General features: G+C 63.5%; 7 protein-coding genes. 6 read left to right on the forward strand and 1 reads right to left on the reverse strand.

Annotated features, from left to right (window positions below):
- Nucleotides 1-253 precede the first annotated feature (253 nt).
- From NX05_RS10585 to NX05_RS10605, 5 genes are all read left to right on the forward strand, one after another.
- Complete coding sequence (locus tag NX05_RS10585) at nt 254-1,369, forward strand: efflux RND transporter periplasmic adaptor subunit (protein WP_017122531.1); 1,116 nt, start codon at nt 254-256, stop codon at nt 1,367-1,369.
- A complete protein-coding gene (locus tag NX05_RS10590; RefSeq protein WP_039437908.1) occupies nt 1,362-4,454 on the forward strand; it encodes an efflux RND transporter permease subunit in 3,093 nt (1,030 codons plus the stop codon). Before NX05_RS10585 ends, NX05_RS10590 begins: the two co-directional genes overlap by 8 nt.
- Nucleotides 4,451-5,935 carry an efflux transporter outer membrane subunit gene (locus NX05_RS10595; RefSeq protein ID WP_039437912.1) on the forward strand — a complete coding sequence of 495 codons (1,485 nt, stop codon included), beginning with the start codon at nt 4,451-4,453 and terminating at the stop codon, nt 5,933-5,935. The genes NX05_RS10590 and NX05_RS10595 overlap by 4 nt, the downstream gene beginning before the upstream one ends.
- Before the next feature lie 118 nt (nt 5,936-6,053).
- Nucleotides 6,054-7,076 (forward strand): sensor histidine kinase, encoded by a 1,023-nt coding sequence (locus NX05_RS10600; protein ID WP_026112879.1) that lies wholly within the window; start codon nt 6,054-6,056, stop codon nt 7,074-7,076.
- Entirely contained in the window at nt 7,073-7,684 is a 612-nt protein-coding gene (locus NX05_RS10605; RefSeq protein ID WP_010373467.1) for a response regulator transcription factor, read from the forward strand. The genes NX05_RS10600 and NX05_RS10605 overlap by 4 nt, the downstream gene beginning before the upstream one ends.
- 306 nt (nt 7,685-7,990) lie before the next feature.
- Here the strand turns inward: NX05_RS10605 and NX05_RS10610 are convergent, their stop codons facing one another.
- Nucleotides 7,991-18,184 carry an autotransporter-associated beta strand repeat-containing protein gene (locus NX05_RS10610; RefSeq protein ID WP_039437917.1) on the reverse strand — a complete coding sequence of 3,398 codons (10,194 nt, stop codon included), beginning with the start codon at nt 18,182-18,184 and terminating at the stop codon, nt 7,991-7,993.
- A 770-nt stretch (nt 18,185-18,954) separates the two neighbouring features.
- Between NX05_RS10610 and NX05_RS10615 the strand changes: the two genes are divergently transcribed.
- The gene (locus NX05_RS10615) at nt 18,955-20,766 is read left to right on the forward strand and encodes an EAL domain-containing protein (protein ID WP_039438083.1); all 1,812 of its coding nucleotides are present in this window, start codon (nt 18,955-18,957) and stop codon (nt 20,764-20,766) included.
- Nucleotides 20,767-20,816 lie beyond the last annotated feature (50 nt).

A 20,816-nucleotide genomic window follows, 5' to 3' on the forward strand; every position in this document is an offset into this window, starting at 1 on the left:
ACCCCTGGTTTCACGCGTTGACGGCTGGCACCATGCACGCCATCGACGCGGCTGCAGTACGCGTCGTCACTGCGCCGGCCCCGATGGCAGGCGCGTAACTCCATCCTATGGCCAATGCCATGGGTGCCAGGCGATGCCGTTGTACGCCGCTGCCGGCAGCGGGCGTGTCTGCATCGCCACTGCAAGCGCTGCCCGCTTTCGCGGGTTGCGGACTGCATGTGCAACGCCTTCCCCTCCCCGCTCGAGTCACAGCATGTCGTCCCTCTTCCTGCGTTCTACGCTGGCAGCTGCCTGCGTCGGCAGCCTGCTTGCTGGCTGCGGTGCCACGCCGCCACCGGCGGCTCCCTCGCCGCTGCTCATCCACACCAATACCCAGGTGAGCGTGCCGGCGCACTCGCCGTTGCGTTCCAGCTTACGCGTGCAGGCAGTGCGCAGCCAGCGCATCGCCCCCATGCTGGAAATGCCGGCCGTGATCGATGTGTTGCCCGAGCGGCTGGTGCGTGTCGTACCGCCGTTGGCCGGGCGCGTGGTCGCATTGCCCAAGACCCTGGGCGACACCGTGCGTGCAGGCGATGTGCTGTGCGTGCTTGATTCTGCCGAACTTGCCAGTGCCTACAGCGATGCCGGCAAAGCGCGCGCCACGCTGCAACAAGCACGTCTGGAACTTGCCCGGCAGAAGGCGCTGGCAGCAGACAGCATTGCAGCAGCACGCGATCTACAAACAGCACAGCAGGCTTTCGATAATGCGCAAAACGATGCGCGCGCGGCCGGCGACCGTCTGGCCCAGTTGGGTGTGGCTGCACAAGCAACGTCGCATCGGCGCTATGTCTTGCGTGCGCCCATTGCCGGCCGCGTGGTGGACCTGAGCGCCGCGCCGGGCGGCTTCTGGAACGACACCTCAGCGCCACTGATGACGGTGGCCGATATCTCGCAGGTGTGGCTGACCGCCAGCGTGCCGGAGCGCGAGATTGGCCAGGTCTTCGAAGGGCAGCCGGTCACTGCCAGCCTGGATGCCTATCCAGGCCAACGCTTCACCGGCCAGGTGCAACACCTGGACGATCTGCTCGACCCCACCACCCGCACGTTGAAAGTCAGGGTGGCATTGAATAACCACGATAGCCTGCTCAAGCCTGGCATGTTTGCGCGCGCCCAGTTTCAAGCACGCCCTCAGCAGGCGTTGATGGTTCCCGCCAGCGCGCTGTTGCAAATGGGGCTGTATACGCGGGTGTTTATCGAAACCGCGCCGTTCGTTTATCGCTCGCGCATCGTGACCACCGGCCGCGCTATGGATGGGTACACCGAAATCCTGTCCGGCTTGAAGGCAGGCGAGCGTGTGGTGATCAAGGACGGAGCCTTGCTCAATGATTGAGTCGATCATCACCACCTGCTTTCAACGCCGCGGCATCGTCTGGCTGGTCTTCGTGCTCATTGCGTTATACGGCACCTGGAGCTGGACGCAGCTGCCGGTGGAAGCCTATCCAGATATCGCCGATGTTACTTCGCAGGTGGTCACGCAGGTACCGGGCCTGGGTGCAGAGGAAGTGGAACAGCAAATCACCGTGCCGCTGGAACGTGCGTTGATGGGTACGCCAGGCCTGCATGTGTTGCGCTCGCGCAGCCTGTTCGCGCTGTCGTTGATCACGTTGGTCTTCGATGATGGAACGGAAGGCTACTTCGCGCGGCAGCGCGTGCTGGAACGCATGCAGGCGGTCACCCTGCCCTATGGCGCGATTCCCGGGCTGGACCCGTACACCTCACCGACGGGTGAGATTTATCGCTACACGCTGGAATCGAAAACACGCAGCCTACGCGAGCTGTCCGACCTGCAATTCTGGACGGTGATTCCGCGCCTGCAGAAAGTGCAAGGCGTGGCCGATGTCACCAACTTTGGCGGCCTCACCACGCAGTTTTCATTGGCCCTGGAACCGGATCGCTTGACCCGCTACGGGGTCTCGTTGCAACAGGTCAAGAGCGCCATCACCAGCAATAACGCCGATGGCGGCGGCAGCGTGATGGATCGCGGCGAACAGAGTTACGTGATCCGTGGCATCGGCCTGCTGCACTCGTTGCAGGACATTGGCAACGTGGTGGTGAGCAGCAGCAATGGCGTGCCGGTGCTGGTCAAGGATCTAGGCGAGGTGCGCTACGACAATGTGGAGCGGCGCGGCATCCTGGGCAAGGACAACAACCCGGACACGATTGAAGGCATCGCATTGCTGCTCAAGGACAGCAATCCGTCGGTGGCCTTGCAAGGCATCCACAGCGCCGTGGAGGAGCTCAATAACAGCTTGTTGCCCAAGGACGTCAAGGTGGTGCCGTATCTGGACCGCACCGCGTTGATCGATGCGACGCTGCACACGGTGAGCGCCACGCTCACCGAAGGCATGCTGCTGGTGGGTGTGGTGCTGTTGATCTTCCTGGGCAGCCCACGCGCGGCGGCAATCGTGTCGCTGACCATCCCGCTGTCATTGTTGATCGCTTTCATCTTCATGCACCACCTCAAGATTCCGGCCAATCTGCTTTCCTTGGGCGCGATCGACTTCGGCATCCTGGTCGATGGCGCAGTGGTGCTGGTGGAAAATGTGCTGCGCTTGCGCGAGGAAAACAGCGAGCGAGCGTTGACTGCGCACGATGCGATCGACGCCACCTTGCATGTTGCACGGCCGATCTTCTTCGGCATGGCAGTGATCGGCTGTGCGTATCTGCCGCTGCTCGCGTTTGAACGCATCGAATACAAGCTGTTTTCGCCGATGGCCTACGCAGTGGGCGCGGCCTTGATTGGTGCGCTGCTGGTGGCATTGATGGTGATTCCCGCCCTGGCGTGGCTGGCGTTCCGCAAGCCGCGCAGGATGATGCACAACCGCGTATTGGAGGCACTGGGGCAGCGCTACCGCGCATTGCTGGAGCGTAGCGTTGGCCGACGCGGTTGGTTGCTGGCCAGTGCGGCGCTGGCCTTGTGCGTGCTGGCCGTATTAGGTGGCAGCATTGGCCGCGACTTCTTGCCCTATATCGATGAAGGCTCACTGTGGCTGCAGGTGCAGATGCCGCCAGGCATCACCCTGGACAAGGCCGCCACCATGGCCAACGCCTTGCGCAAGGCCACGCTGGAATTTCCCGAGGTGTCGTACATGGTGACCCAGACCGGGCGCAACGACGACGGCACCGACTACTGGACGCCCTCGCATATCGAAGCGAGCGTGGGCTTGCGTCCGTACAAAGACTGGCCATCGGGCATGGACAAGCAGGGACTGATCGCCGCGCTTGGCGCGCGTTATGCGCAGATGCCCGGCTATACGGTGAGCATGATGCAGCCGATGATCGATGGTGTGCAGGACAAGCTCTCCGGAGCGCACAGCGATCTGACTGTGAAGGTGTTCGGCGACGATCTGCAGCAGGTGCGTGGTGTTGCCGACCAGGTGGCGGCGGCCTTGCACAAGGTGCCGGGCGCTGCAGATATCGCCGTGGATGTGGAACCGCCCCTGCCCAACCTGCAGGTGCGCTTCGACCGCGAGGCGGCGGCGCGCTACGGTATCAATGCCGCCGATGTGTCGGATCTGATTTCCACCGGCATCGGCGGCAGCCCGATCGGGCAGATGTATATCGGCGAGAAGAGCTACGACATCACCGTGCGCTTTCCGCAACGGTATCGCAACGATCCGCGGGCCATCGGCGCGTTGCGTTTGCGCACCGCTGCCGGTGCGGAGATACCGCTATCGGCCGTGGCCAGCATCACCACCACCAGCGGCCAGAGCGTGATCGTGCGCGAGATGGGCAGGCGCAACATCATCGTGCGGCTCAACGTGCGCGGCCGCGATCTGTCCAGTTTTCTCAGCGATGCGCAGGCAACGCTCGCGCGGCAGGTGCGGATCGATCCGCAGCACATGCAGTTGGTGTGGGGTGGCCAATTCGAAAACCTGCAGCGTGCCCAGGCCCGCTTGCTGGTGGTGCTGCCGACTACGCTGTGCATCATGTTTGTGCTGCTGTTCGGCGCATTCGGCAACCTGCGCCAACCCACATTGGTGCTGGCCGCCGTGCCGCTGGCGATGATCGGCGGGCTGGCTGCACTGCACCTGCGCGGGATGACGCTCAATGTCTCCAGCGCGGTGGGTTTCATCGCCTTGTTCGGCGTTGCAGTATTGAACGCAGTGCTGATGCTGGCGCAGATCAACCGATTGCGTCAGGACGCCGGCATGGCCTTGCGCGAGGCGGTGGTGGCCGGTGCGGTTAGCCGCATGCGCCCGGTACTGATGACCGCCACGGTGGCAGCACTCGGCCTGACACCGGCGATGCTCGCCACCGGCCTGGGCAGCGATGTGCAACGTCCGTTGGCCACGGTGGTGGTGGGCGGGTTGGTCACCGCCACGGTGCTCACGCTTGTGTTGTTGCCATCGCTGTATTACCTGATGGAAGCCTTCGTCGCAACGCGTCAGGGCCGCCGGGAGACGACCGCATGACATACCTTCGCAACGCGTTGCTCGCTGGTGCCGTGGCGGTGTCGCTCGCCGCCTGCGCAGTGGGACCGAACTTTCAGCGCCCCGCTCCTCCCACTGCAGATCGCTACACCGCCAACGCGTTACCTGCAGCGACTCCAGCAGCGGACGTAGCGCATGGCGGTGCGCAACAGTTCGCGCCAGGGCAAGACGTGCCGACCGCGTGGTGGCGCGCATTCGGCTCGCCGCAATTGAATGCTGTGGTGGAACGCGCATTGCGTGCCAACCCGGATCTACAGGCCGCCGACGCGGCGCTCCGGCAGGCGCAACAGACACTCGCCGCGCAACGCGGCGCCTGGCTGCCTCAAGCGGATCTGCATGTGGATGCCAGCCGGCAACGCGACTCGGTGGTACCCGCGCCGGATGTCGGCATCGACACGCCGTACGCGCTACGCACCGCGCAGCTCAGCGTGAGCTATACGCTGGACGTGTTTGGCGGCACGCGGCGGCAAGTGGAAGCGGCCGGCGCGCAGGCACAAGCGCAGCGCGATCAGCGCGATGCGGCGTATCTCAGCCTCACCGCCAATGTCGTCAACGCAGCTATCGGCGAAGCGGCCGCGCGCGCGCAACTGGATGCCGCGCGCGCGCAGGTCGCACTCGCCGAACAGCTATGCACGCTCACCGAACGCCAGCAAACGCTTGGCGCGATCGGCACAGCGCAGGTGCTGGCCCAACGCACTGCACTGGCGCAGGCGCAGGCCGCAGTCCCGCCGTTGGAAAAACAGCTGGAACTACAACGCACCCTGCTCGCGATTCTGGGTGGGCAATTGCCTAGCGACGCTACGGATGAGGCATTTACGCTGGCGACGCTGCAGCTTCCGGCGCAACTGCCGTTGTCGTTGCCCTCGCAGTTGGTTGACCACCGGCCAGATATCCGCGCCGCCGAAGCACAAGCACATGCGGCCAGCGCGCTGATCGGTGTGGCGACCGCTGCGCGCTTGCCATCGATCACCCTGAGTGCAGCCAGCGGCGGTTCTGCGGCCAGTTTCGGGCGCATGTTCGCGGCCGGTAATACGCAATGGTCGGTTGCCGGCAGCCTGCTGCAGCCGCTGTTCCATGGCGGTGCGCTTGCGCATCAGCAACAGGCGGCCGAAGCCAGCTACGCGCAGGCCATGGCGCAATACCGCAGCGTGGTGTTGAACGCGTTTGGCGAGGTCTCCAATGCGCTCACCGCGCTGCAGAGCGACGCACAGAGTCTGCGTGCCTCTGCCGATGCGCAGGCGCTGGCGGAGCGCACGCTGGCGGTGGTGCAGCGTCAACAAGTGGTCGGCGCGGTCGGCATGGCCGATCTGTTGCAGGCACAGCAGGCCTACCAGAGCACACAGGCGGCCACGGTCCAGGCACAAGCCGCGCGCTACACCGACACCGTGGCGCTGTATCAGGCCCTGGGTGGCGGTCCATGGTGGTCGCCATCGGCACAGACAGCTGAGCCGGCGGCTCCATGAACCAAGCACTGCATCCAGCGCCGGTTGTGTAACGGCGGCACCGCCAGCTGAGACAATCGCCGCCATGCGCATGACCTCTCTGTTCCGCTCGCCGCCTACCCGCACCGACCTGCTTGGCATGCTCGGGCTGGTGGCCGGCATAGCGGCGATCTTCGTGGCCGATACCTTCACCGATTACGCGGTGGCGGCGGCCTTGTTCTATACGCTGGTGGTGCTGCTGTCGGTGCGCCTGCTCACGCGCGCGGGCGTGGTGGCCTTGGCGGCTACCTGCCTTGCACTTATCGTGCTCAGCTTTCATCTCACTCCGGCCGGCAGTTACCGCGTGGGGGTGATCAATTCCTGCATCAGCGCGGTGGTGGTTGCGGTCACCACGTATCTGGCAGTGCAGATGGAAGCGGCCAAGGCCAGCGCGCATGCAGCGCAGGCGCGGCTATTGCGGCTGACCCGCAGCGGCAGCATGGGTGGGCTGGCCGCGTCGATCGCGCACGAAGTCAATCAACCGTTGGCGGCCATCGTGACCAGCGGCAACGCCTGCCAGCGTTGGTTGGCACAGCAACCGCCGAACCTGGCCAAGGCCGATGCCGCACTGGAGCGCATGCTTGCCGACGCCGGCCGCGCCAGCGCCATCATTGCGCGCATGCGTGCGCTGGCGCGTGGCGAAGCGAGTCAACGTCACCCGCTGGATTTGAACCGCACGGTGCTCGACATGATTGCGCTCACCCGTGGCGAAACCGAGCGCCATGGCATCGCATTGTCGCTGGAACTGGACCCTGCCCTGCCTGCGGTGCTGGCCGATGGCGTGCAAATTCAGCAGGTCATCGGCAATCTGTTGCTCAACGCGGTGGAGGCGCTAGCGACCCTGCCGGATGAGGCGCGCAGCATCCACGTGCGCTCGCATATCGATGGTGCGTGGGCATGCCTGTGCATCGACGATACCGGCCCGGGGTTATCCGAAGATGCACTGGCACATGTCTTCGAAGCATTCTGGAGCACCAAGGACGATGGCATGGGCATTGGTTTGAGCATCAGCCGTACCATCATGGAAGCCAACGGCGGGCAGATCTGGGCCGAGCCGGCCGGCACGCGCGGTGCGCGCTTCGGCCTGCGCTTGCCCCTGGTCACAGCGGAGCGCAGGGAATGAACGAGATGGCACCGGTGGTATATCTCATCGACGACGATGTTTCGATGCGCGCCGCGCTGGAAGATCTGTTCGCCTCGGTCGGCTTACAGGTCTATGCGTTCGGTTCCACCGATCAATTCCTTGCGCATCGGCTGCAGGACGCGCCCGCCTGTCTGGTGCTGGATATCCGTATGCCAGGCCAGAGTGGGATGGAATTTCATCGGCGTATGGTCGAATCCGGCTTTGCCCTGCCAACCATTTTCATCACCGGTCATGGCGATATCGCGATGGGCGTGGAAGCGATGAAGAACGGTGCGATCGAATTTCTGACCAAGCCGTTCCGCGATCAGGCCCTCCTGGACGCAATTCAAGACGGTATCCGCCGCGACCGCGCGCGCCGCCAGAGCGATGCGGTTGCCGCCGAGCTGCGTGCGCGTTGGGAATCGCTGAGCAGCGGCGAGCAGGATGTGACGCGGCTGGTGGTGCAAGGTCTGTTGAACAAACAGGTGGCCGCGCGCTTACACCTCAGCGAGATCACCGTAAAAGTGCGGCGTGGGCAGGCCATGCGCAAGATGCAGGCCGGCTCGCTGGCCGAGCTGGTGCGTTTGGCGGAACGCATCGGTCTGTGAGGCGCGCTGTGTTACCGGGATTTGTAGTGCGTGCTGTATTGCATGCTCGTGCATACGCCTTTGGCTGATGGCAGCCGCAGCTATGGTTTGCGCGGTTGTCACTGCAAAGCTGCAGTGACGCTGCATGCAGGCAGCGCATCAATCAGTGCCTGCATGTCATGCGCTGACCGGACCGCAGCAACACACATCAACACTCACGTGCACGCCTACGCCTGGCGCGACGCACATAGAAAAGCGCACAAAAAAAACGCCCCGGTATGCCGGGGCGTTTCCATTTCCAGTTTCAAGCATGCGGCAAGCCAGGACTCAGAAGCTCACCCCCCAGGTCACCTGACCACCGTACGCCGTCTGCCCGTCGCCGTTGAGTCCTTGCAGCGACAGTGCCAACCGGCTGCGCGGCGAGGTGATCAGACTGACGCCCAACTCGCCGACAACAGCGTTCTTGGCCAGGGTGACGCTTTGCACCGAGAACTCCGAAGCGGTGCCGACGAAGCCGGCCGAACGCTGCACAGAGCGGTCGCCAAACGCGTGCCGCCAGCCTGCCGACGCGTACAACGCCGCCTTTTGGCCGAGATCCCAATGCCCACGCACACCCAGCGTAGCGGTGCTGAAGGTATCGCTGGCACTGTCCACCGACAACGCTGAAATGCCGCCGCGCTCGGTGAAACCATCGGTCTTCAGACGGGTGTAATCGGCCGCAATGAACGGGCTGTACACCGCGCCCTTGGTGCGCAAATTCCAGGCCGCTTCCAGCGACACCGTCACCGCTGTGGCGTCATAGCGGCTGCTCAGGCGTTCTTCGAGCACGCCAGGCAACATCACCCGGCGCGTGCTGTCGACGTTGTAGCTGGCGTAATCCACCGCGCCTTGCAGCGAGAACGCAGACCAATCGGCCCGGCCGTACACACCGGCATGGGTGCCATCCACATCGGCCCGGTCGCCCCACTCGCGCGACCAGCTCTCGATGTCCTGGTTGCCCACTGCAATTCCCACTACGCTGCGTTCGCCGAAGCGGCGTTCCGCACCGGCCATCACCCCGTTGTCCTCGCGGCGCACCGACACCGCATTGGCATCGCCATCGACGCGGTTGGGCAGGCTGCGCCCGGTGATCCACACCGTGGTGTCGCCAACCAGCGTGTCCTGGCTGTCGCCACGCAGATGGTTGCTGATGCCGCTGTAAAGGAAGCGGCTGTCCAGCAACGCGGTTGCGGTACTGGCATGGCTTTCGCCCGACAGCGATGCAAACGCAGTGCGCACCGCTTCCGGGTCGTTGGGCAAACGCACCACGGCCTGATAGATCGGGCTGGTGTTCGGCAAGCCGTCCACAGCCGCCGCCGTGGACTGCTGGTTCGGCGTGGTGACTGCATCCACCATGCCCACCGTATTGCGCCCGAACGTCACCGACAACCCGGTAGCAGTGGTGCTGACATCCGGCTCGATAAACGCGTAGTCGGAAACGACGTTGCTGAACTGCCCGGTGAGGCCACCGCCGGCGCTGATCACCGGAATCTCCGTAAACAGCGGCAGGTCGGTCGCCCGTAGCAACTCCAGGGTGGTGCCGGTTGCCACACTGGCTGCGCCGCCCACCGTCACCGGCGTGACCGCACCGCCGTCGCCGGGCGTCACCTGCAACGTAGAGCCTGGCGCAAACGTGGCGTTGTCGCCCACGCTGATGGTGCCACCGGCGCCACCGATGGCCACCGTGCCCGAGGAGACCAGGCTGCCGATGCTGCCGCTGCCGGTGAGCGTGCCGCCAGGCCCCACCGTGACCGGGCCGCCCAGCGCTGCGCCGGGGTTGGCCGGGTTGCCCACGCTCAGGGTGCCGGCCGCGATGGTTGTCGTTCCATCGAAGCCACCGCTGTTGGCCGTCAGCAGCAGCGTGCCTGCGCCGTCTTTGAGCAGACTGCCAGTGCCGGACAAGGTTCCCGTGTAGGTACCATTGGCGGCTTGCTGGAACACCAGTGCGCTGTTGTTGGCGATGTTGCCCTGCAGGCTGTCGGTGTCGCCGATCAGCGTGCCTGCATTGATGGTGGTGCCGCCCAGATAGCCGTTGACACCATCCAGGGTCAGCGCACCGACACCGTTCTTGATCAAGGTACCGCTGCCGGTGACATTGCCGGCATAGGTCCCGTCGGTCGCCTGATCGAACACCAGCACCGCGTTGTCGACGATGTTGCCCTGCAGGCTGGCGGTGGTGCCGATCAGACTGCCGCTGGCAATGGTGGTACCGCCGCTGTAGGTATTGGGTGCCCCCAAGGTCAACGCGCCAGCGCCCTGCTTGATCAGGCTGCCGGTGCCGCTGACCACGCCGGCAAACGCGCCATCGCTAGCCTGATCGAACACCAAGGTTGCGTTGTCGACCACGTCGCCCTGCAGGCTGGTGGTGTTGCCGACCAAGCTGCCGGCGCTGATCACGGTGCCGCCGGTGTACGTGTTGGGGCCGAGCAACTGCAGCACGCCAGCGCCCGCCTTCTCCAGCGAGCCAGTGCCGCTGACCGTGCCGGCATACACCCCGCCGGTGGTCTGGTTGAACACCAACGCCGCGTTGTTGGCAATATCGCCCTGCAGGCTAGCGGTGTCGCCGATCAGAGTGCCGGCCACAATGCTGGTACCGCCGGTGTAGCCATTGGCGCCATTGAGCAACAGCGCGCCGGCGCCATCCTTGACCACAGTGCCGGTGCCGGTGATCGAGCCGTTGAACACACCATCGGCCGCTTGGTTGAACGCCAACGTCGCGTTGTCGACGATGGCGCCTTGCAGACTCGCGCTATCACCTACCAGCGTGCCGGCGTTGAGCGTGGTGCCACCGCTGTAGCTATTGCTGCCGTCCAGGGTCAGCGTGCCGGTGTTGGTCTTGATCAACGCACCGTTACCGCTGATGTTGCCTGCGAGTGCGAGGTCGGCCGGGTTATCGACGGTGAGCGCCGCACCTAGCGTGACCGCATTACCCAGTACGGTGGCAACCGGATTGCTCAGCACCGAATCGCCGGTCACCGACAAGGTGCCGCTACCCAGCGCGGTATTGCTGCCCACCGCCAGACTGCCATCGCTGAGTACCGTGCCGCCGGCATAGCTGTTGTTGCCGCTCAGCGTGAGCGTGGCGGCGCCGTTCTTGATCAAGCCGCCCGTGCCGCTGATCTCGCCGGTCAATGCCAGATCGTTGCTGCCGGGCAGCGTCAACGCACCATTGAGCACCACCGCATTGCCTACGGACAAGGCTTGGTTGGTATCGAGTGTGGTGCCTGCTGCGGCAGTCAGCGTACCGGTTCCCAACGCTTGCGCATTGCCCAGCACCAGGCTGCCGCCGTCCAGCGCAGTGCCGCCGGTGTAGCTGTTGGGACCACTCAAGACCAGCGTGCCGGTATCAAGCTTTTGCACACCTCCAGTGCCGGTGATGGCAACGTCGATGGTGCCGGTAACGCCAGGGTCCACACGGATGATGGTATTCGCTGCGTTGGCGCTCAATGCGCCAGCACCTGCATCGCTGAGCACATAGCCATCGGTGATGAACTGCATACCGACGATGCCTTGGGTACCCTGCACGCCCACGTTGCCCGCAGTGCCGCCGAAGACTGCAAAGCTGTTCTGCCAGGCGCTGTTGGTCAGCCCATCAATCGAGGTCCAGTTGGTGGCGCCGGCAGTCCATGTGCCAGTACCGCCATCGGCGATGCCGTTGGCAACAGTCTGCGCGCCATCCCAGAACTGCGCAGTGGTGCCGGATGCCAACAGCACCACATTGACCTGCTGCGCCAGCGAGGTCTGCAATGTCAGCTGGGTGGGGTCGACCGTGCCGGGCAACGTGCCGAAGCCCATGCCGTTATTGGTCAACGCGCCGGTGTAGTCGATCAAGCGATACACGCCGGTGCCGAAACCACCGATGTCGGTGATGTTGAGCGTACCGTCCAGCGTGAGGTCGCCATTGACCGCCAGCACACCGGTCTGGCTGGGCACCCCCAGGAACGCATCGAGCGTGGCATTGGGTGCAAAGCTCAGGCTGCCGGTGGTCAGCAGCGCGCCGCTGGTCACCACCAGGCGGCCGCCGTCGTTCACCGTGACTGCGGCATTGACCACGCCGCTACCGCTCAGCGTGCCGCCATTACCTACCGTCAGGCCACCGGTGCTGCCGAGCGTGCCATCCACATCCAGCGTGCCGGCGGTGATCTGCGTGGTGCCGCCGATCGCGCTGGTGCCGGTGAGTTGTAGTGTGCCGGTGCCGATCTTTTCGAGAGAGCCAGCATCATTCAACGAGCCTGCAAACGTGCTGCTTGCGTCGTTGACGCCCAGCTGCAGCGTGCTGCCGCCCAGGATCGCGACATTGCCCACGCCGGTCACGCTGTTCAATGCGGTATTGCTGCCGAGCGAGAGCCCTGCAGCTGCCGCAACATCCACGCTGGCGGTCGTTCCCAACGTGCCGGTGGCGGAGGTGGCAAGCACACCACTCTGCACCGACACTGGGCCACTGAACAAATTGCTGCCAGACAAGGTCAACGTGCCCAGGCCGGTCTTGGTCAGTGCACCCGCACCACTGAGCACGCCGGTCAACGCCAGATCGTCCGCACTGGCGATGGTCAGATTGGCGCCCAGATTGACGTTGTTGCCCAGAGCAAGCGCAATCGCATTGCTCAAGGTAGAGGTGCCCAGCACCGACAGGCTGCCTGCACCGAGTGCCGTGTTGCTGCCCACCGCCAGCGTGCCGGCATTCAACACGCTGCCGCCGACGTAGCTATTGCTGCCATCCAGCGTGAGCGTGGAGGTGCCGTTCTTGATCAAGCTGCCGGCACCGCTGATCACGCCGGTCAATGCCAGATCGTTGCTGCCGGGCAAGGTCAATGCACCATCGAGCACCACCGCATTGCCGACCGCCACTGCTTGATTGGTGTCGAGTGTGGTGCCCGCTGCGGCAGTCAGCGTGCCGGTGCCCAACGCTTGCGCATTGCCCAGCACCAAACTGCCGCCGCCCAGCGCAGTACCGCCGGTGTAGGTATTGGGACCACTCAACACCAGCGTGCCGGTATCGAGCTTCTGCACGCCGCCGGTGCCGGTGATGGCCACATCGATGCTGGCGGTTGCGCCCGGGTCCACGCGGATGGCGGTCAATGGATTGGTCACCGCCAGTGCGCCCGCGCCGGCATCGGTCAACTGATAGCCATCGGTCACGAACTGCAGGCCACCGATGTTCTGCGTGCCCTGCACGCCCACTGCGCCCGCGGCACCGGAAAACGCCGCGAAATCGCCTTGCCAGGTACTGTTGGCGCTGCCGTCCTGGTCGGTCCAGTTGGTGGCCGCACCCCAGGTGCCACTACCGCCATCAATGGTTCCATTGGCCGTGGTCTGCACGCCGTCCCAGAACTGCACGATGCTGCCCGGCGCGGTTACCACCAGATTGAGTTGCTGACCGATGGCGGTCTGCAACGCGAGCTGGCTGATGTCTACGCTGCCGGGAAACAGGCCAATCAGCATGCCGTTATCGGTGAGCGCGCCGGTGTAGTCGATCAAGCGATACACGCCGGTCCCGAAACCACCGATGTCGGTGATGTTGAGCGTGCCGTCCAGCGTGAGATTGCCATTGACCTCAAGCAGGCGCGTTGCGCTTGGCGCCCCCAACGCCACATCGACAAACGCGCCCGGTGCCAGCGTCAACCCGCCCACACTCAGCGACGAACCGCTGGTCAATGCGAGCCGGCCGCCATCGCTGATGTTCACGGCAGCGCCCACGTTACCGGCGGTGCCAGTGCCGGTTAGCGTGCCGCCCGTGGCCACGTTCAACGCGCTGGTGCCGAGGCTGCCGACTACATCGAGCGTACCGGCACTGACCTGGGTGGTGCCACCGATCGCGCTGGTACCGAGCAAACGCACGGTGCCGGTGCCCACCTTGTCCAGGTTCCCGCCACCGCCCAGGCTGCCGGAGAAATCGCCGCCGCCCAGCTGCAGCGTGGCGCCGGTATCGGTGCCGACACCGCCCGCACCAGTGAGCGCGTTGATCAAACCACCGTTGGTCAGATTCAACCGCGCACCTGCTGCGACATCGACATTGCTGGCGTTGCCCAGCGAGCCAGCAGTGCTGGCCACCACGGTGCCGGCCTGGATCGCGAACGGGCCGGTGTAACTATTGTTGCCGCTCAAGGTCAGCGTGCCGAGTCCGGTCTTGATCAGATCGCCGCCACCGCCGATGGCGCCGCTGGCGGTCATGTCTGCGGCGTTATCCACGGTCAGCGCAGCGCCCAGCGCAATGTCGTTTGCCAGCGCAACGGCGACCGCGTTGCTCAATACCGAACTACCGACAACCGACAGGCTACCGGTGCCGAGCGCATTGTCGGCTCCCACTGCAACCGTGCCTGCGGTCAAGCTCGTGCCGCCGCTATAGCTGTTGGTTGTATTGAGCGACAGCGTGGTGTTGCCGTTCTTGATCAGGCTGCCGGTGCCGCTGATGGTGCCATCCAGGGCCAGATCGTTGCTGCCGACCAGCGTCAGTGGAGCGTTCAACAAGACGTCGTTGCCCACCGCCAACGCGGCGGTGGTATCCAGTTCGGCAGCGCCGCCGACCACCAGGCCGCCTACGCCGAGCGCATCATTGTTGCCAAGTACCAACCGCCCCGCATCCAGCGCAACGCCGCCGCTGAAGATGTTGGCGTTGCCCAGCGTCAACGTGGCATTACCCTGTTTGTTGACACCACCGATGCCGCTGATGACGCCATTGAGCGCGATGTCCTGCGTACCCGGCAATGTCAGCGTGCCATCCAATGCGACCGCATTGGCCAATGCCACGGCGGTGCTTGCGTCCAACGTCGTAGCGTTTGCGGCGGTCAAGGTGCCCGCGCCCAATGCAGTATCGCTGCCAACCAGCAACGCCCCGCCCTGCAGTTGCAGCCCGCCGCCCCAGGTGTTGTTGCCGTTGAGGGTGAGCGTTTGCGTGCCGTTCTTGACCAGGCTGCCGGCGCCATCGATCACGCCATCGAGCGTGAGGTTTTGTCCATCGAGCGTCAGCGCACCATTGACGGTGACCGCGTTCTGCAAGGTCACTGTGGTGGCGGCATTGAGCAGCGTACCGTTGGCGGTAGTAAGTGCGCCGCTGCCGAGCGCGGTATTGCTGCCCACCACCAGGGCACCGTTGTCCAACAGCGTGCCGCCGGTGTAGACGTTGTTGCCGTTGAGTGTGAGCGCACCGGTGCCCTGCTTGACCAGGCTGCCGGTGCCGCTGACGGTGCCGGTCAAACCCAGGTCGTTGTTGCCGGTCAACGACAGTGCACCATTCGCGACGACATCGTTAGCCACTGTGGTCGCCGTGGTGGCCTGCAGTTGCGTGCCACCGGCTGCGGTCAACACCCCGCTGCCCAGTGCAGCGCCGCTGCCGATCAACAGACTGCCAGCGTTAAGATCCACGCCGCCGTTGAAGGTGTTTGCGCCAGTCAGTGTCAGCGCCGCAGCGCCGTTCTTGGTCAAGCCACCGACGCCGCTGATACCTCCATTGAGCGTCAGGTCCTGGCTGCCACCCAGTTGCAGATCTGCATCCAGCACCACGCTGTTGGCAAGCACACGTGCCGCGGTGCTATCGAGCAAGCCGCCGCTCACGCTCAGGCTGCCTACGCCGAGTGCGCTATCGCTGCCCAGAATCAGGCTGCCTGCCGTCAGGCGGGTGCCGCCCAGATAGGTGTTGTTACCGGAAAGCGTCAGGCTGGCCGGGCCGAGTTTATCCAGGCTGCCGGCACCACTGATGGCACCGGTGAGCGTGAGCGCATTGCTGCCGCCCAGGTTGAGTTGCCCTGCCAGTGCGATCGCATTGGTGAGCGTGCTCACTGCTGCGGTGTCCAACGTCGTGCCGGCCGCTGCGGTCAAGGTGCCGCTCCCCAGCGCGGTATTGCTTCCCACCGTGAGCTTGCCGGTATTGAGCGCGGTGCCACCGGCATAGGTGTTGTTGCCGCTGAGCGTGAGATCGCCGCCGGATTTGACCAGGCTGCCGGCACCGCTGATGTTGCCGCCCAAGGTCAACGCTTGCGCGCCGTTGAGCGTCAGTGCGCCGGTGCTCAACGTCACTGCATTATTCAGCGTTGCAGCGGCCGTGTTTTGCAATGTTGCGGGGCCAGTGACATTCAACGCACCGGTGCCCAGTGCGGTTCCGCTGGCCACCTGCAGCGTGCCGGCATTGAGGCTGGTGCCACCGGTATAGGTGTTCAAACCACCCAGCGTCAGTGTCCCGGTGCCGAGTTTGTTCAATGCGCCGGCACCACTGATGGTGCCGCTGAGATTCAATGCGTTGCCGCTACTGCCGACACCCAACGTACCGGTCAACGCAACAGCGTTGCCTAAGGTTGTCGCAGCCGTGGCATCGAGTTCGCCACCGCTGGCGGTGAGCGTACCGGTGCCTAATACTGCATTCGCACCGACCACCAACCGCCCGGCGTTGAGCGCGGTGCCGCCGGTGTAGGCATTGGCATTGGTCAGCGTGAGATCGCCAGTGCCGCTCTTGATCAAGCTGCCGGCACCGTTGATGGCACCGCTGAGCGTGAGCGCTTGTGTGCTGGGCAAGTTCAGCGCCGCAGCAAGGCTGATGCCATTGGTCACCGTCAACGGCGCAGTCGTGCTGAGGTTGGAGGCGCCGGTGACATTCAATGCGCCGGTGCCAAGCGCAGAGGCGGTACCCAGTTGCAGCGTGCCCGATGCTAGGTTGGTGCCACCGGTGTAGGTGTTTGTACCGCTGAGCGTAAGCGTGCCCGCACCGGTTTTATTGACGCCACCAGCGCCAGCCAGCGTGCCACTCAAGGTCAGCGCGTTGCCGCTGGCGCCCAGGCCCAGCGTATTGGTCAGTGCGAAATTATTCGTCAACGTTAGCGGTGCAGTGTTATCCAGCAGACCACCTGCTGCAGTGACCGTGCCAGTGCCAAGCGCACCGGAGGTTTCGAGCAGCACGCTTCCTGCGCCCAAGGTGGTGCCACCGCTGTAGGTATTGCCGCCGCCCAAGGTCAACGCGCCGGTGCCAACCTTATTGAGCACCCCGGTGCCACTGATCGTGCCGCCAATCCGTAGCGCATTTGTACCGCCGATACCAACCGTGTTGCTCAACGAAAACGCATTGGCCAAGTTCACCGCAGCACCTGCCAATACGCTGCCGCCGGATGCGGTGACCGCGCCGGTGCCCAACGCACTGTTGGTGCCGACCGTCAACGCGCCATTGGTCAAGTTGACGCCACCGGTGAACGTGCTGGCACCATTCAGCGCCAGCCCACCGGTGCCGCTTTTGGTCAACGCACCGGTGCCGGTGATTGCGCTGCCGACAGTCAAGTTATTGGTGCCCTGCACAGTCAGGCCGTTCCCGGCCAGCGCAATGCCATTGGTCGGTGCCAGCGTCAGACCCGTCGCCGTGGCCTCGAGCGTGCCGCCGTTGGCGGTAATGGTGTTGCCTAGCTGTGCGGGAGTGGTGAACTGCAACACGCCGCCATTGAGGGCGCTGTTGCCGAAGTTGCTCGCGCCGCCCACCGACCAGGTGCCGCTATTGACGCGCAAGTTGCCGAAATTGATGTACTGCGCGGTGCTCAACGTGCCTGCGCCGGTGCTGCCGCTGCCGGTACCCACGGCAGAATTCTGCAGGATCAGCGTGTTGTTGCCACCCAGGCCGCCGTCCACCACGCCGGTCTGCGCGAAGCTCAGCAAACCGCCGGGGCCGAGCAATTCCGGTGCAAGCCCGCCCCCGCTGTTGACGCTGCCACCGGTGACTGCAGTGAAGGTGTTGGTGCTGCCTGTCCCCATCGAAACGCTGCCGTTGATGGTGCCCGAGTTGACGAACGTATTGCCGGTGGCCGAACTCTGAAAGCCCACCCGTCCGTTGATGGTGCCGGTATTGATCGCGTTGACGGTGCCTCCACCGGTCACCGCGATGACCGGCGTGTTCGACCCCAAAATCGACAGCCCCGCCAATGGGCGACTATCGATCACGCCGGCGTTGTTGATCTGCACCGTGCCATTGCTGGCCGACGTCAGCCCTAGCGCCATGCCGTCGAGATTGAGCAGATTGGCGCCGAGCAAGCCGCCGGTGCCGTAGAGCGTGCCGCTGGCAAGATTGTTGACCGACACTGCAGTGGAGCTGGCATTGCTCATGGTCACGCCGCTGCTCAGCACCGAAACCAGCCCAAGCGCGGAAGGGTCGATGGTGCCGGCGTTGTTGAGTGTGGAATTGGTACCGCTCAGGGCGATGGCGGTGCCGCCCGATAAGCCTGCGGTCATCTGGCTGCCGGAGGCGACATTCACGGTCAGGTTGTTGGTGCTGGCGGAAAAGAAGTTACTGGTGACCGGCGTACCCGAGCAGGTGACTGTTGCGCCCGCTGCGGGGATGGCTGGCGTGCACGCGCCCCAGGCCAGCCCCGGTGCGGCGGCCCCCACCGCCAAGACGACCAAGGCCGGCAACACACGACGGGTAGAGCCAGGCTTACGGCGTCGACGCACCAGCTCATGCGTTACGACCCAATTGCCAATGGCAGCATTCCAGACCAGCGCAAATGCACGATTCATTTTGAATTCCCCTGATTGCCGAGCAGAAGCCGACGCGTGCCCATGCACGCGCCTCCAAAGACGGGATTGGCATAACGGTAGGGCCGATTTAAAGCAGCAACGCCACTTCAACGAATGACCGCTAAGAGCTAGCAACAACTCATCTAAATAAGATTGTGATTAATACCAATTGGATATCGCCCCGGTGCGAGATTAATAGGCGAATCGATACGCGTGAAACTGTGCTGAATATCACTAACCTCAAACTCATCCATCACAAGATCCGAATTTGTGTACTGGTTTGCTCGTGTTCGCTATGACTTGGTTGCTGACTCATCCGTACTAGTCGACAGTGCCAATGACGCAAAAATATTTAAAAAAACCCATTTTCTCAATCACTTACATTGCATTCGATTAGATGACTCCCAACCAATCAAAGCAGACTGATGCACAATCAAACCATTTTAAACAGTCGCTTGAAAACAATCGTTTTCATTCGTTCCTGCTGCGGTGCGGAAGCGCGGAAGTACTCAAAATCCGCGTGCCGGTCAATTTATGAGTTCGCTTTGACGATTAATACCACTGGACTAGTCGACATCAGTTGGTGGAGTGCGGTATTTCTATGTCGCGGGCGCAACAGCAGCAGTTATCGTCGGGGCTGCTAGCCTCTTGGACGTTTGGAGCGCTCCACGCTGATCGGCGTGAAGTGCGGTTTGATCAGATCTCGTCACCTATCTCAGATCTCGTCACCTATCGATGACCCCGGTTTGTTTCTAGTGGCGGTGCAGTGTGTGATCTTCAACACGGAACCTGACGACATGACGCTTGCCCTGGACGACAAACCGCAAGATCGCAACTTCGACTGGTCGGGTGTACCGATCGACCTGGGCGGCATGGAGCCGCTTGAACAAATCGCACGCTTGCTCTGCCATGCCTTGGTGGCGCCAGCTGCTGCGCTGACGATCACTGAAGGCGGCCGCCTACGCGTGCTGGCAGCACGTGGCATCAGCGGTAGCCATGTAGAGCAGGCGATTGCGCTGTGCCAGCAGGTGCCGGCAGCGCCCAATGGCGTAGCCGAGTTGATCGAACATGCAACGCTTGCGCAGATTCAACTCGGCGATGCCGCGTTCCCAGGTCTGCCGGCTCGCTTTATCGCCTGCGTACCTGTGGGCGCGCCGCAAACAGGCATTTCCGGCACGTTGTGCGTGATCGACACACGCGAGCGCCGGCTCGCAAGCCAGGAGCATCAGCAACTGCTGATGTTCGCCAACGTGGCTGCCGCACAGCTGGAATTGCAGTTCGGTGCCGGCCGACGGGAACCGCATAGCGGCTTGCTCAACGCGCGTCAGCTGCAATCGGATCTGGATGCCCTCGCCTTCGGCAGCCATTGCGTGCCCGCCATTGCTGCTTTCATCGAGGTCTACGACACCCAAGCTGCCAACGAAGCGCGCCAGGCGCTGGGTATGCAGCCACTAGAAGAATTGATCCGCCACGCCAGCTACGTGTTGACGCGCGCCTTGCGCGGCAAGGCCACCGTGTACCACGTGGCTTCGATGCGCTTTGCGTTTTTTCTACTCAACTCTGCGCCAGATGAGATGGAAGACCTGTTGCTGGATCTGCGCGACATGCTGCACACGCCAGTGGATGCTGCAGGCGTACCGATGTCATTGACCTTTCATGCCGGCGTGGTGCGTTTTGCCCCGCAACAGCTGGACACCAACGATGTAATGCGCAAGGGCCTGGTGGCGCTGGGCGATGCCATCAATAATCACGCCATCGTGTGCTGGTATAGCGCCTCGCACGACGATGCCATCCAGCGCTCCTACCGGCTGGCGCTGGATGCCGAACAAGCTCTGAAAGCCGGCGATTTCCGCTTGGTATTCCAGCCGCGTATCGATCTTGCAGATCTGTCGGTGACCGGCTTCGAGGCATTGCTGCGCTGGCATCATTCCAGTCTCGGACCGATCGGCCCGGACGAGTTCATCCCGCTGTTCGAAAAAACGGCGCTGATGTGCACTGTCACCAATTGGGTAATCGAAAGCGCGCTGGTGCAGCTGGCGCAATGGCGTGCCCAGGGGCTGGATTTTTCAATCTCCATCAACTTATCGTCGCGCGATTTCGGCAACATCAATCTGGCCGCGGATGTGATCAACCGTTGCAAGGACTTGGCGATTCCCACTACTCGCATCGAGCTGGAAATCACCGAAGGCCGCTGGGTGCGCAGCAATGTCGAAGCGGTGCCGCGGCTACGCGCATTACGCGACGCAGGCGTGAGCGTGGCCATCGATGATTTTGGCACCGGCTATAGCAATTTCGGTTATCTCACCGAGTTGCCGGTGAATGTGCTCAAGCTGGATCGGTCGTTGGTGACCGGCATCGCCAACAAAGCCGGCATGCAGATGCGTGCAGAAGCGGTGGTGCGCTTGGCCAACGCATTGGGCTATCGCACCGTGGCCGAAGGCATCGAGCACGCCGATGAAATTGCCATGCTGCGCAGTTGGGGATGCGACGAGGCGCAGGGATATCTGCTCGCCAAACCCATGGAAGCGCACTTAGTGGCCGACTACGTCAAACAAACCGCAGCGTTGCGGCGCCTGCCCTGAAGCCTGAATCTGCGCGGGCATTGCCAGACCGCGCGAGGATCGTGGGAATG

The organism is Xanthomonas vasicola (assembly GCF_000772705.2).
GTDB lineage: Bacteria > Pseudomonadota > Gammaproteobacteria > Xanthomonadales > Xanthomonadaceae > Xanthomonas > Xanthomonas vasicola.

What these genes read in the sequence shown, in the direction of transcription:
- NX05_RS10585 (WP_017122531.1), top strand. Translation starts at nt 254, where the DNA reads ATGTCGTCCCTCTTCCTGCGTTCTACGCTGGCAGCTGCCTGCGTCGGC.
- NX05_RS10590 (WP_039437908.1), top strand. Translation starts at nt 1,362, where the DNA reads ATGATTGAGTCGATCATCACCACCTGCTTTCAACGCCGCGGCATCGTC.
- NX05_RS10595 (WP_039437912.1), top strand. Translation starts at nt 4,451, where the DNA reads ATGACATACCTTCGCAACGCGTTGCTCGCTGGTGCCGTGGCGGTGTCG.
- NX05_RS10600 (WP_026112879.1), top strand. Translation starts at nt 6,054, where the DNA reads ATGCTCGGGCTGGTGGCCGGCATAGCGGCGATCTTCGTGGCCGATACC.
- NX05_RS10605 (WP_010373467.1), top strand. Translation starts at nt 7,073, where the DNA reads ATGAACGAGATGGCACCGGTGGTATATCTCATCGACGACGATGTTTCG.
- NX05_RS10610 (WP_039437917.1), bottom strand. Translation starts at nt 18,184, where the DNA reads ATGAATCGTGCATTTGCGCTGGTCTGGAATGCTGCCATTGGCAATTGG.